The following is a 13,035-nucleotide window of genomic DNA, read 5'->3' as shown; positions in this document are numbered from 1 at the left end:
CGCTACGGCAAAATTTTAAACTTAGAGTTTTAAATTTATCCTTAAATTTAGGGCGTGCGAGCTATAAATTTAAAGCGCGAGCTAAATTTAAACTCGAAGCTCGCGGTATTTTACGCCGCTGCATACATAGCGCGTAAAATTTTAAGCCTCGCTCGGTGTAAAAGCGACGTAAAATTTCAAATTTAGGCTAAGTTTTAAAAATTTAGCAATACCGCTGCACTAAACGGCGCAGAATTTAAAATTTAGAGCTTTGCGTTTTGCGAGCTGTTTTGACGGCGTGAAAGCGGCGCAAAATTTAAAATTTATGGGCAGCGGAAAAAACGCACAAAAGCAAAGCAAGCGACACAAGCGAACAAAATTTTAAACTACGGCTCTATGAAATTTCACAGCGGCGCGCCACAAGCAGGCTATCGCAAAGTCCAGTTTAGCGCGCGCTTAGCTCGTGCACCAGATCCACTAGATATTTGGCGTTTTGCACGCTTACGTCGGGCAAAATTCCATGGCCTAGATTAAAGATATGCGCAGCACCCTTCATCGCCGCTAAAATCTCGCGCACGCCCGATTCTATCGCGCCGCGGTCGTATAGCCGCATCGGCTCCAGATTGCCTTGAAGCGCAAATTTATCCCCGAGCCGCTCGCGCGCAAGCCCCATAGGAGTGCTCCAATCCACGCCCCATACGTCAAAGCTCGCCGCGCTTCTCTGCTCCGCGATACGGCTCAGCCGCGACATCTGTGCGCCCGTGCCCTTGGCGAAGACGATGAGCGGGATATGCGGGAATTTCGCTTTTAAAAATTCCGTGATTTCTAGGATGTATCGCCACCCGAACTCCTCGTACGCGCTCGGCTCCAGCGCGCCCGCCCAGCTGTCGAAGATCTGCACCGCATCGACGCCCGAGCTGATCTGGCGCGTTAGATAAAGCTTCGTCGCCTCCGTAACGAGGCGCAAAATTTCATGCAAAAGCTGCGGATTTTCGTAGAGCATCCTTTTGCAAACGGCGTAATTTTTGCTGCCGCCGCCCTCGATCATATAGGTAGCGATCGTCCACGGCGCGCCGCAAAAGCCGATAAGAGCTTTATCCGCGGCAAGGCGCGAGCGAGTAAGCGAGATCGTATCATAAACATATCCGAGCTCCGCTGCGGCCTTTTGCGGATCAAGGCGCGCCAGATCGCCCTGAGAGCGGATCGGATCGCTAAATTTCGGCCCCTCGCCCGCTTCGAAGCGCAGATCCATCCCCATCTGCATCGGCACGACCAAAATATCGCTAAATAAGATCGCCGCATCGACGCCCAAAATCTCCACGGGCTGGATCGTCACCTCGCTAGCGGCGCGGTAGTCGCGGCACAGGCTCAAAAAATCGCCCGCCCTCTCGCGCACCGCCATGTATTGCGGCAGGTAGCGCCCCGCCTGGCGCATCATCCAAATGGGCGTGTATGGGGTCTCTTTGCCGAAGCATGCGTCGATGAAAACCATTTTTATCCTTTAAATTTACTCAAAATATACAAAGCCAAACAAACCGCGAAGATGGCCCCTGCGAGCAAAAGCATATCCAAAGGGGTAGTAAAATCGGTGCGCAAAATTCGCTTGAAAAAATCTACTACAAGCACCATTATGATGACGCTACCGAGTTTGTGCTTCAGCTCATCCAGCGAGGCGATCTTTAAAACTTGTAAATTTAGATCCACAAACTCGTCGATAAAGAGCTCGTAAATTCCGAATACGAAGATTAGCAGCACTATAGCGACCAGATACAGATCGATCGCCGTTATTATCTCGCTTAAAATATCGACGTAAAGCGCTCGCTCGCTCTGCGGGGCTAGGAAAAATTCCACGATTTTATAGAGCGCCGAACAGATTTCGTAGCTTGCCATCACAAATATCGCCGCGCCTGCCGCGATGCAAAAAAGCACTGGCAGGAGGGTTAAAAATTTGCTGCAAAGTAAAAATTTTTCAAATATAGCTTTCATTTCTTCCTTAAATTTTAATCCGAGATTAGCCGCTCCGCAAACGAATGTATAAATTTAAGAGCCGCTCTATGCCGAAGTGTTCGTTTAAATTTACGCTCGTTTGCAATCGCGTAAATTTACCCCATTTAGTCGCGTCCGTTTGAGTCTTTAAAATTTTGCGCCAGGTTAAGGCGCAAAATTTCAGCTCGCGGTCTTAAATTTTAACTAGACCAATTTGCAAATTTATTCGCTGGTCTTCCGCGCCGAAACCGCGCGCGCAACCGTATCCGCGCACAAAGGCTCGGTAACTCTGCTAAATTTATCCTACTTGTCTTGCTGCATATCGATCCAGCGAAGCGCGATGCGCACGGCATTTGTCGCCGCTCCGACGCGGATCTGATCGGCGCTGCACCAAAGATGCAGAATTTTATCGTCGAAATTGTCCCTGCGAAGCCTGCCGACATAGGTTTCGTTCGTGTCGCTCGAAAGCAGCGGCATCGGGTATTCGTTTTTGCTCGGATCGTCTGCAAGCACGATGCTAGGCGCGTTTTTTAAAATTTCGCGCACGCGGCTAATCTCGAAATCCTTTTTAAATTTTATCGTGATCGCCTCGCTGTGGCTGCGCAGCACCGGCACCCGCACGCAGGTAGCCGAAACGGCGAAGTTTTTATGCAAAATTTTTTGCGTTTCGTTCACCATCTTCATCTCTTCTTTGGTGTAGTCGTTGTCCAAAAATACATCGATGTGCGGGATGACATTCATCGCGATCTGATGTGGGAAAACCTTCGGCTCGCACTCATCAAGTTTAAAAGCGAAAAACTGCTGCAGCTGTTCTACAAGCTCGCTCATACCCTCTTTACCTGCGCCGCTTGTCGCCTGGTAGGTGCTTACATCTACGCGCTCGATATCAAACGCGTCATCAAGCGGCTTAAGAATTTGAACCATCTGGATAGTTGAGCAGTTCGGATTAGCGATGATACCTGTCTCTTCCCATAGCTTTATATCCTGAGGATTACACTCGGGCACTACGAGCGGGACATTTTCTTGCATGCGAAAGTGGCTCGTGTTGTCGATCACCACTGCGCCGCTTGCCGCAGCAAAAGGCACGTAATGCGCCGAAATGGAGCCGCCCGCGCTAAAAAACGCGATGTCGATCTCGTTTTCGTCGAAGGTGCTGTCTGTTAGCTCCCTCACGATGTATTCTTTGCCGCGGAATTCCACCTTCTCGCCCGCACTCTTTGCGCTTGCAAGCGGCAGTATGTCCTTTACGGGGAAGTTCATCTCGTCTAAGACGCGCAAAATCTCCTCGCCTACGGCGCCGGTAGCGCCTACGATGGCGATATTGTAACTACTCATCCTCTCCTCCTTTTAAAATTTCATCGCTAGGGCCGTCGCTCTGCGAATCTTTGCTATCTAAATTTGAATTTAATAAATTTTCATCCTGTGCAAGCTCATCCGCTTCGCCCTCGTCGCCCTCCTCGGCTTTCGGGCAGGTCGCGATGCTCACGACGTCGTCGCCCTCGACATTTACGACGATAACGCCGCTGGTGTTGCGACCCGCTTTGCGGATACTTTGCATATCGACGCGAATCATCTTGCCGCTGGTGGTTAGCGCCATGAGATCCATCTCCTCATCGACCATCACGACGCCGATGAGCTCGCCCGTGCGGTTGGTGAGCTTCATGCAGATGACGCCCTTGCCGCCGCGGTTTGTGAGGCGATACTCGCTCGCGGTGGTGCGCTTGCCGATACCCTTTTGGCTCACGCTTAAAATTTCTTGCATATCGCTTAAAATAAACGCGGCGCCGATGACCTCGTCGCCTTTTTCTTTAAATTTAATCCCCTTTACGCCGCGAGCGATGCGCCCCATCTGGCGAATTTTATTTAGATTAAATTTAAGGCACATTCCTTTTTTAGTAGCGATGAAGAGCATATTTTCGTTAGCGCTTTGCGGCTCGCCCTCTTGTGCGCCCTCGTCTTGCGAAATTTCATCTAAAATTTCATTCTCGCTTCCCTCCAAAATATCCTGCTCGGTCTGCTCTAAAACTTCCTCAGCCTCGCCGCCGTCAAGATCATCGCCGCTTAAGGCACCTCCTTTGTAATTTTGCATCTCCTCGGCGCTATTTGGAGCGATGAGAGCAGTTACTAGCGTATCGTCCTCATCTAGGCTGATAGCGCGAATGCCGAGCGAGCGGATGTTTTTAAACTCGCTTAAATTCGTGCGTTTTACGATGCCGTTGCGAGTGAAAAATACGAGCGACTTGCTCGGATCAAAATCGGTCGTAGGGATGATCGCCATGATCTTTTCGTCTGCGCCGAGCTGGATTAAATTTACTACCGCTTTGCCCTTTGCGGTGCGCGAGCCCTCCGGGATTTTATAGACCTTGAGCCAGTAAAGCTGCCCGCGGTCGGTGATAAACATAAGCGTATCGTGAGTGTTGGACGTAAAAAAGCTCTCGATGAAGTCGTCATCATACGTCGTAACCGCCACGCGCCCCTTGCCGCCGCGCTTTTGCTTCTCGTAAGTCTTACTAGGCACGCGCTTGATGTAGCCGCGGTGAGTGATCGTAACGACCATATTTTCATTCGCGATTAGATCTTCGATGTCGATATCCTCGTAGTCATCAACGATTTCGGTGATGCGCGGACATTTAAATTTATCCTTGATCTCCAAAAGCTCATCTTTGATGATGCCTTCGATTAGCTCCTCGCTCTTTAGGATCGCGTCAAGTCGCTTTATCTCGGCTAAAATTTCTTTTAGTTCCTCCTCGATCTTTTCGCGCTCAAGTCCGGTGAGGCGGCTTAGCCTCATATCTAAAATCGCGCCCGATTGCGCCTCGCTAAGTCCGAATCTGCTCATTAAATTTTCGCGCGCGACGTTGGTATCGGCGGAATTTCTAATCACGTCGATCACTTCGTCGATATTATCTAGCGCGATCTTTAAGCCCTCCAAGATGTGCGCTCTAGCGCGCGCTTTTTGAAGCTCAAAAATCGTGCGGCGGATGATGACGGTTTTTCTGTGGTTCAAAAACAGTTTCAAAAGCTCTATCAGCGTGAAAATCTTCGGCTCCTTGCCGTCGATTGCAAGCATTATCACGCCGAAGGTCGCCTCCATCGTAGTTTGCTTAAATAGATTATTCAGTACGATCTCGCTCATCGCGTCGCGTTTAAGCTCGATTACTACGCGAATTCCGTCGCGATCGCTCTCGTCGCGCACCTCAGAGATGCCTTCGATCTGCTTTTCTTTTACGAGATCTGCGATCTGCTCAATGAGGCGCGCCTTATTGGTCTGATACGGTAGCTCGTCGATTACGATGACGTCTTTACTAGCCTTTTTTTCGATATGGGTTTTAGCGCGAATTTTAACGCGCCCTCTGCCCGTTTTATACGCCTCGATAATCCCCTTTTTGCCGTAGATGATGCCGCCGGTCGGAAAATCGGGACCCTTGATCTCGCCCATGATCTCCTCTAGGCTTGCGTTTTTATTCTCAAGCAGTATCAAAAGACCGCCTACGAGCTCATCTAGGCTGTGCGGCGGGATATTCGTCGCCATTCCAACGGCGATTCCGCTTGAACCGTTAAGCAGCAAATTCGGCACGCGCGCAGGCAAGACATCGGGCTCGTTTAAGCTCTCGTCATAGTTCGGTACAAAATCGACCGTCTCTTTATCCAGGTCTTTTAGCAGTTCCTCGGCTAGCGGCGTCATACGCGCTTCGGTGTACCTCATCGCCGCCGCGCCGTCGCCGTCGATCGAACCGAAGTTGCCTTGACCGTCGACGGAAGGAATTCTCATCGAAAAGCTCTGCGCCATTCGCACGAGCGCATCGTAAACAGCGATATCGCCGTGCGGATGGTATTTACCGATGACATCGCCTACGATACGAGCGGATTTTTTGTAAGGCTGGCGAGAGCCCACGCCAAGATCGTTCATCGCGTATAAAATTCGCCTATGCACCGGCTTTAGACCGTCTCTGGCGTCCGGTAGCGCACGACCGATGATGACGCTCATTGAGTAATCAAGATAGCTCGTCTTGATCGATTCTTCGACGTCGATATCGATGATCTCCTGATTTTCAAACATATTTGATTGCATAAATATCCTTTTAAATTTTAAAGCGCGATTATAGCGAATTATTCTTTTGCATTAGCTAAAACCAAGCCGCATACGGGCATAAAGCCGCCATCGATCAAACTCTCGCGCGCTTGCAGCATGCTAAGGCCCGAGGTGATGATGTCATCTACCAGGATTACGGGGAATTTCGGCGGGGTTAAAATTTTAAAATTTCGCTTGTGTTTTAGGCGAAATTCCAAACTCTGCCCGCTGTATTTGACGCGATTTTGCGCGCGCAGGCAGTGAAATGTAGGCTCGATTATTTCGCTTTTTAGCGCGCGAGCTAAGATCGCCGTGTGCGAATATCCGCTACGAGCATCATCATCCAGCGGCACGGCGTTAAATTTAAAAATCCCATCCGTTTTAAACGTTTCGTAATTTTGCGGATTTGCAGAAATTTCGCGCTGCAGATGAAGCGGGAATTTCGCTAGGCTTAAATAAGCTATGCGCGCAAGCACCGCAGCGCCGTATTCGTGATGTTTAGAAAGTATAAGCTCGCGAATTTCGGAGTAGCCGTAGTAGTAAAACACGCTAAAGCCCTCCACCTGCCGCATACTTAGGCGGCATTCGGCTAAATTTGCGGCGCAGGCGGCGCAGATCGTGCGCAGGCTAAACGCGCCGCAATTTACGCAGCGCATCTAAAGCGTCAAGATGATTTGATCGGCGGATTTTTTGACGATGTCGCCAAGCAAGCTTTGCACAAAAGGATTAAGCGATCTGGCCGTGCGAAGCGCGGTAAATTGGCTCTGATCCTGCGAAACGCGCTTAGTAGTGGTTTGGCTGCCCTGCACGATCGCGATCGCGACCTCGCCTCTTGCGCTCATATTTTCCTTCGAGTAGCCGTTGATCGCCGCCGAGATGCTTCTAATATTTACGGTTACGATATTCGGGCTTGCAGGATCGATCCTTACGCCGCGAGCCTCAAGCTCCGCGCGCAAGGCCTGATCGAACCACGCCGAGAGATTGTTTTTTAAAAGCACTTCATCGACGAGTTTGCCGTCGTTGTCGTTTATAACGGCGATTACCATCTGATTTTCGCGCTGGTCGTTGATCGCGTTGATATTTACCGACTTGCCGCTTACGGTCTGATCGGCCTTAGAAAGATACGGATTTAAGCTGATGACGCTGCTGGTTTGCGAGCAGGCGACAAAAAATAGCGCGAATACGCCGAGTAAAAATTTTTTCATTTTTATCCTTTTTCTGAAATTCGGGCGCATTGTAGCACTAAATTTAAAATTTATAGATTTTTTTGTATCATTAGCAGAATCAAAGGAGAAATTTTGCAAGCACTCGCTTTAAAATACAGACCTAAAAGCTTCGAGCAGCTCATCGGTCAAGATGCCGTCGCCAAAAGCCTCGCGCACGCGCTGGATTCGAGCAGACTGAGCCACGCATATCTTTTCAGCGGACTTCGCGGCAGCGGTAAAACCTCGACGGCTAGGATTTTTGCCAAAGCGCTTTTATGCGACGAAGGCCCCACCGGCAAGCCGTGCGAGATCTGCGATAACTGCGTAATGGCAAACGAGGGGCGCCACATCGACATTATCGAGATGGATGCCGCCAGCCACCGCAAGATCGACGATATCCGCGAGCTCATCGAGCAGACGAAGTATCACCCCGCAAGCGCGCGCTTTAAAATTTTCATCATCGACGAGGTGCATATGCTCACCAAAGAGGCTTCCAATGCGCTTTTAAAGACGCTTGAGGAGCCGCCTAGCTACGTAAAATTTATCCTTGCGACCACCGATCCGCTCAAGCTTCCCGTCACGGTTCTATCGCGCACGCAGCACTTTCGCTTTAAGCCGATCGCCAAAAGCGCCGTCGTAGCGCATCTAGAGCAAATTTTAAAAACCGAAAACATCACTTACGAAGAGGGCGCGCTCGAAATTCTAGCGCGCAGCGGCTCAGGTTCGCTACGAGACACGCTCACGCTCCTCGATCAGGCGATTATCTTTAGCCGTGAAGGCATCACGCAGCGCGCGATCGCCGATATGCTGGGCTTGCTCGATCACGCTAAAATCGGCGAAATTTTAGACGTCGTGCTGCGCCAGGACCGCGCGGGCGCGATCGAGATCATCAAAGAGGTCGAAAACTACAACGCCGAGACGATAATCGACGAGATGATCGCAAATTTAAAGGATAAATTCCTGCGCCGCGACGCGAAATTTAGCCTGTTGATGTATGAGCGGTTTTTCCGCATTTTAGCGGGCGCTAAGAGCATGCTCGCCATCAGCCCGGACAACACCTACGCAATTTCTATGATGATTTTTATGATGATGGAGGCGGTAAATCTGCGCGAGATCGACGAGCTCATAGAGGTCGGAAGATCGCTGGATCAAGGCGAGGGCTATGCTTCCGCTTCGGCGCCTAATTTAAACGCGCAAAGCTCCGCGCCGAATTTTAGGTCAAATTCCAACCAAAGCGCGTCATTTGCGCCAAATAGCGAGCCGGACGGCGCGGCTTTTGCACCGAGCGACCAGGGTAGCGCGACAAGCGGCGTGCCGAGCTTTACGACGAGTGCAAAACGTCCCGTAAACACGGCGCAAAACTCCGGTGCCAGCGGTGCAGTGAAACAGAACCTTGACGCAGGCGGCGAGATCAAACCTGGCGTGGCGGCGCAGGCGCAAAATTCTAACTCTTCCGTCCAAACGGGCGCTCAAAATGAAATTTACGAGAATTTTTTAGCCAAAATTTACGACCGCGATTATGATCTGGGCGAGAAATTTAGCAAGTGCGTGGAATTTTTAAAGTTCGAGCGCGGCACGCTGTATCTGCTCTCGCGCGCGCAGGGGCAGGACAGAGAGTACCTGCGCAAGGGCTCGCGAGCGATCAATAGCGTGCTAAAATCGCTTTTCGGCGAGAGCGCGGCCATCAAGATAGAGCAAGGTGCGCCGCAGAAGCAAAATTTTACGCAAAACGGTGCAGAAAATTCCGCCTCTAGTAACGTAGATAGCACGGCGAATGGCAAAGCAAAAGACGGGGCGGGCAGTGCGACAAAACCGCTTGAAAATTCTAGCGTTACGACAAGCGGCGCGCAAAATTCTGACTTGGGCGCGAGCAGGACCGCAAACTCAGAGCAGGATGAAATTTCAAACGACAGCGAAAATTCCGAAGAAAATTCCGCACCAAAAGCGGCAAAACCGAAAAAAAATGGCGCTAGCAGCGAGGGCGAAAAACAGCCGCCCAAGGACGATCTGTTAAGATCCACCGATCCGCAAAACTACGCCGCAAAGCCCCGCGATACGAGCAAGAGCGTGCGCGCCGCCAAGGCAGGTCTTGCCGAGCTCGCAAACGGCGCGCAGGACGGCAAGGAAATTTTAATCTCCGAGATGAATAGACTCTTCGGCGAGCCCACCAAAATCACGGAATAGCGCCCGCTGCGGTTTAAATTTATCTCCGCGCCGCGCGATTTTAAATTTAAGCGCGCCAAAACGATATAGAAATTTACGCGGTGAAGAGAGCCTGCATGATTTTAAAATTTAAGCACGCAAAGGCGGTGTCTAAATTTACATGGCAGACCAAAGTCGCGCGATAAATTTTAAAATTTTGCGGCGCACGGGCATGCTTTAAAAGCCAAGCTTTAAATTCGATCGTCAAAGCGAGCTTTAAATTTTCACCAAAGCAAAGCGGCTTTAAATTTAACTGCACTGGCGATCTAAAATTCACACGCCGCGGCAGTTTAAATTTAGCGCGCCAAGTATCCGCGCAGTCTGTCCTATGCGAGCTCAAAATTTAAATTTAAACGCACTCTCCGCAGCTCTAAAGATAAAATTTTGCGCGTTTGCATAGCGAATGTAAAATTCCGCGCCTATTCGCACTATGCCCTCCGCGATACGACTTTAGCCGTACCGTGCTCCCGCCTGATGCGCTCTCTTAGACTTTCATCAAATTTTGCGATACGGTTTTAGCCACATCTGCGCGCCTGCTTGCGCAAAAACGCGAGCTACGATCACTCGCGGGCGCCGTAATCCGTAGCCAAAATTTTGCCCAATCAAAACCGCGGCGAGCCGAACCGCTCTTAAATTTCAAAGAATTTATCCAGCAAATGGACGGCGGTTCGCAATGCTTGCTTATTAATTTTACGCAGGCGTGGCGGGCGAATTAGCTAAAATTTAGCGCTTTTGGTGTAGAATTCGAGCAAATTTCAATCCAAAGGTCATTAAAATGCGCGGATATAAAATTTTCTCCGGCACCGCAAATCCCGAATTTGCCAAAAAAATCTCCAAATATCTCTCGCTGCCGCTTAGCGAGTGTGCGATCAAAACCTTCAGCGACGGCGAAATCAGCGTCCAGATCGGCGAAAGCGTGCGCGGCAAGGACGTCTTCGTCATCCAACCGACCTGCGCGCCCGCAAACTCCAATCTGATGGAGCTTCTGATCCTAACCGACGCGCTGAAGCGCTCCAGCGCGAACTCGATCACGGCGGTCGTGCCCTACTTCGGCTACGCTCGCCAAGACCGCAAAGCAGCCCCGCGCGTGCCGATCAGCGCGAAGCTCGTAGCAAATATGATGCAGACGGCGGGGATCGACCGCGTCGTCACGATGGATCTGCACGCGGGGCAGATACAGGGCTTTTTCGATGTGCCCGTCGATAACCTCTACGGCTCGCTGATATTTTTGGACTACCTGAAAGAGAAAAATTTAAAAAATCCTATCATCGCCAGCCCCGACGTTGGCGGCGTCGCGCGCGCCAGAAGCTTCGCTAAAAAGCTCTCGCTCGATCTCGTCATCGTCGATAAGCGCCGCGAGGAGGCGAATAAAAGCGAAGTGATGAATATCATCGGCGACGTCGCGGGCAAAGACGTGATCCTAATCGACGATATGATCGACACCGCAGGCACCATCGTCAAGGCTGCGGGCGCATTTAAAGACCAGGGCGCGAAGAGCGTCAGCGCGTTTTGCACGCATGCCGTACTAAGCGGCCCGGCATACGAGCGCATCGAAAGCGGCGCGCTGGACGGCCTCGTCGTGACCGACACGATCCCGCTAAAGCAGGAAAGCGACCGCATCAAGGTAATCAGCGTGGCTCCGCTTTTCGGCGAGGTCATCAGGCGCGTATATCACGACGAGAGCGTAAACAGCTTATTCAAATAAAATTTTAAAATTTAAAACGCGGCGCGGTTTGTTTTAGACAGCCGCGCAAATGCGAAGTAGGCGCTTTGCAGTAAGAGGCACAGCGCAGCCCAAGCCAAGCGCTTGTGCTTATGGGCTCTAAATTTGCAGCATTGAGCTCGCTGCGATTTGACTATCGGGAATTTAACTGCGGCGCGAAATTTAGCTTCTAGGCGGCAAATTTAACCTCTGCGCAGCATTTACTCCGCGCGGCGGCAAATTTAACCGCAACCGCGTAGTAAATTTACCGCATTAACCGCTGCAAGTCGCATTTTATAATCCGCCGCACTAGATTCCGCGAGACTGCATTTTAAATTTGCCGTAAAATTTTCTGCATATTTGATGAGATCGCGCAGCGCCGCTACGCTTTAAATTTATGATAATTTGCCGCGCATTCGCGTCTGTATATGCAGCTGCGCTTCTGCAAAACTCTCATCCTCTAAATTGTGCAAACTGCGTTTTTAAATTTCGCCGCGAAATCCGCAGCACGCGCCGGCAAAAATGACCACCCGAAGCATTTAAAATTTAGCGCCGAAATTTTTTATATTTTAGAGCATTGTAAGACTCAAAATGCCGTGCTTATCGAGCGCCCCGCCGCTTATTGGCGACGGGCTATCGATATATCGGTAGCCCTCAAGCAATTCGCTTCTTTAAATTTTACCACTCAAGCTCGCAGCGATTTTTTAAAATCCCGCGATTTAAAAGCCAGCAAGGCGTCAAAATCATTTATAATTTAGTCAAATGCGGCATCGGGCACGTGCATTGCGCCCAAGCTGGCCGCTAAAATTTCTTTATGATCTCCATCAAATGCTTGACAAGAGCCGTAATTGCGGCATTTTCATAGCTATCGTCTGTATTTTGCAACGCTATGGTTTTCATATTGCCGAAAAATCCCGGATCGTAATGCTCGATATCATTTTGCACGTAGCTTCTTAAAATTTGGCCGTTTCTTACTAGTTTAACCTCATAGATAAACTCTATGCCACCGATTCTATCGCTAGGAAACGGAGTAGCTTCGCCCGTAAAGCCCCTGTGGTGCTTTATTGTAATTTTAAGCTCATCGGTAGAGTTTTGATCCAGTAGGTTCGCTTCTTTTAGCGCCGCTAAAAGCTGCTCGTTGTACTTTTTCTCGACTGCTTCCGGCGATTGATAGACAAATTTTTTCGGATTATGGTTTTGGAAGTGTTGGTAGGTAATGCCCTTGAATTTATACGCGCTTGCGATCGGCACTTTCGGTTGAGACTGTCCACAACCTGCGAAAAACAACGCCGCAAGAAGCAAAGCAAAAAATTTTTTCATTTTCTATCCTTTAAAATTTCATGAAATTATACAAAAATGGGGTTTAGCCCGGGCTAAATTTACGATCTTTCGGTGCCACTATGCGTTGAAATTTTTATAAATTTGAGAGAAAGCGTAAATTTTAAGCGTAGCTAGGCGGCTAAATTTCAAATCCTTTAAATTTGAAACTCTTTAAATCTCAAAACCTCTTCAAATTTGAAATTTAATCCGAATTTGATCTGAAATTTTATAAAATTCCACCGTTTTAAACGGGCTTTAAAAGCGCATAGGCTGTTTCGCAAGCCCGAAAGAAAGGGAGCTTTATGCCTACTTTTACTACCAAAGACTACAAAGCCGCCCTTCGCAGCCGTGGCGCACGAACCACAAGCGCAGGCGGATTTAGCGTCAAAAACGATAACTCCTTCATCGTGATATTCTCCGTTACGATGATGGCTTTTATATTTTTTTACGGCGTTTTAACCGGGCTTGATTTAGATAAACTCTTTTTCGCAGAAAGCCGTGGAGGAGGGCGTTACAGTAATGGGCTATTGGGACTTATAATCGCCGGTATAGCTTGGTACAAAGGAAGT

At 49.7% G+C, this 13,035-nt stretch carries 11 protein-coding genes; 3 read left to right on the top strand and 8 right to left on the bottom strand.

The window, feature by feature from the left end; genetic code table 11:
• Positions 1-424: 424 nt before the first annotated feature.
• The 6 genes from hemE to Q0095_RS06795 all read right to left on the bottom strand — a co-directional run bounded on the left by hemE (position 425) and on the right by Q0095_RS06795 (position 7,242).
• Positions 425-1,471, bottom strand: a complete 1,047-nt coding sequence (gene hemE, locus Q0095_RS06820; protein WP_297882574.1) for a uroporphyrinogen decarboxylase — start codon at positions 1,469-1,471, stop codon at positions 425-427.
• 2 nt (positions 1,472-1,473) lie between these two features.
• Positions 1,474-1,965: a YqhA family protein gene (locus tag Q0095_RS06815; protein ID WP_297882572.1), complete on the bottom strand. Its 492-nt coding sequence runs from the start codon at positions 1,963-1,965 to the stop codon at positions 1,474-1,476.
• 303 nt (positions 1,966-2,268) lie between these two features.
• A complete protein-coding gene (locus tag Q0095_RS06810) occupies positions 2,269-3,300 on the bottom strand; it encodes an aspartate-semialdehyde dehydrogenase (protein WP_297882570.1) in 1,032 nt (343 codons plus the stop codon).
• Positions 3,293-6,025 carry a DNA gyrase subunit A gene (gyrA, locus tag Q0095_RS06805; RefSeq protein WP_297882576.1) on the bottom strand — a complete coding sequence of 911 codons (2,733 nt, stop codon included), beginning with the start codon at positions 6,023-6,025 and terminating at the stop codon, positions 3,293-3,295. The genes Q0095_RS06810 and gyrA overlap by 8 nt, the downstream gene beginning before the upstream one ends.
• A gap of 50 nt (positions 6,026-6,075) precedes the next feature.
• Entirely contained in the window at positions 6,076-6,693 is a 618-nt protein-coding gene (locus Q0095_RS06800; protein WP_297882568.1) for a ComF family protein, read from the bottom strand.
• The gene (locus Q0095_RS06795) at positions 6,694-7,242 is read right to left on the bottom strand and encodes a YajG family lipoprotein (protein ID WP_297882566.1); all 549 of its coding nucleotides are present in this window, start codon (positions 7,240-7,242) and stop codon (positions 6,694-6,696) included.
• A 93-nt stretch (positions 7,243-7,335) separates the two neighbouring features.
• Here Q0095_RS06795 and Q0095_RS06790 point away from each other — a divergent pair, with 93 nt between their 5' ends.
• Positions 7,336-9,426 (top strand): DNA polymerase III subunit gamma/tau, encoded by a 2,091-nt coding sequence (locus Q0095_RS06790; protein WP_297882564.1) that lies wholly within the window; start codon positions 7,336-7,338, stop codon positions 9,424-9,426.
• Positions 9,427-9,499: 73 nt separating this feature from the next.
• Here Q0095_RS06790 and Q0095_RS06785 read toward each other — a convergent pair whose 3' ends face one another.
• Complete coding sequence (locus tag Q0095_RS06785) at positions 9,500-9,721, bottom strand: hypothetical protein (RefSeq protein WP_297882562.1); 222 nt, start codon at positions 9,719-9,721, stop codon at positions 9,500-9,502.
• 498 nt (positions 9,722-10,219) lie between these two features.
• Here Q0095_RS06785 and Q0095_RS06780 point away from each other — a divergent pair, with 498 nt between their 5' ends.
• Positions 10,220-11,149, top strand: a complete 930-nt coding sequence (locus Q0095_RS06780) for a ribose-phosphate pyrophosphokinase (RefSeq protein ID WP_297882561.1) — start codon at positions 10,220-10,222, stop codon at positions 11,147-11,149.
• 798 nt (positions 11,150-11,947) lie between these two features.
• On the opposite strand, the gene Q0095_RS06775 is transcribed toward Q0095_RS06780, so the two are convergent.
• Complete coding sequence (locus Q0095_RS06775; protein WP_297882559.1) at positions 11,948-12,466, bottom strand: hypothetical protein; 519 nt, start codon at positions 12,464-12,466, stop codon at positions 11,948-11,950.
• 302 nt (positions 12,467-12,768) lie between these two features.
• Between Q0095_RS06775 and Q0095_RS06770 the strand changes: the two genes are divergently transcribed.
• On the top strand, positions 12,769-13,035 hold a 267-nt coding region (locus tag Q0095_RS06770), incomplete at its 3' end, for a hypothetical protein (RefSeq protein WP_297882557.1).

It is taken from the genome of uncultured Campylobacter sp., from assembly GCF_938045535.1.
Lineage (GTDB): Bacteria > Campylobacterota > Campylobacteria > Campylobacterales > Campylobacteraceae > Campylobacter_B.
This window is presented reverse-complemented; position numbering and strand designations above follow the sequence as displayed.

Coding starts and splice junctions, on each gene's coding strand:
- Q0095_RS06815 (WP_297882572.1), bottom strand. CDS start 1,965: ATGAAAGCTATATTTGAAAAATTTTTACTTTGCAGCAAATTTTTAACC.
- Q0095_RS06800 (WP_297882568.1), bottom strand. CDS start 6,693: ATGCGCTGCGTAAATTGCGGCGCGTTTAGCCTGCGCACGATCTGCGCC.
- Q0095_RS06810 (WP_297882570.1), bottom strand. CDS start 3,300: ATGAGTAGTTACAATATCGCCATCGTAGGCGCTACCGGCGCCGTAGGC.
- Q0095_RS06795 (WP_297882566.1), bottom strand. CDS start 7,242: ATGAAAAAATTTTTACTCGGCGTATTCGCGCTATTTTTTGTCGCCTGC.
- Q0095_RS06775 (WP_297882559.1), bottom strand. CDS start 12,466: ATGAAAAAATTTTTTGCTTTGCTTCTTGCGGCGTTGTTTTTCGCAGGT.
- hemE (WP_297882574.1), bottom strand. CDS start 1,471: ATGGTTTTCATCGACGCATGCTTCGGCAAAGAGACCCCATACACGCCC.
- Q0095_RS06780 (WP_297882561.1), top strand. CDS start 10,220: ATGCGCGGATATAAAATTTTCTCCGGCACCGCAAATCCCGAATTTGCC.
- gyrA (WP_297882576.1), bottom strand. CDS start 6,025: ATGTTTGAAAATCAGGAGATCATCGATATCGACGTCGAAGAATCGATC.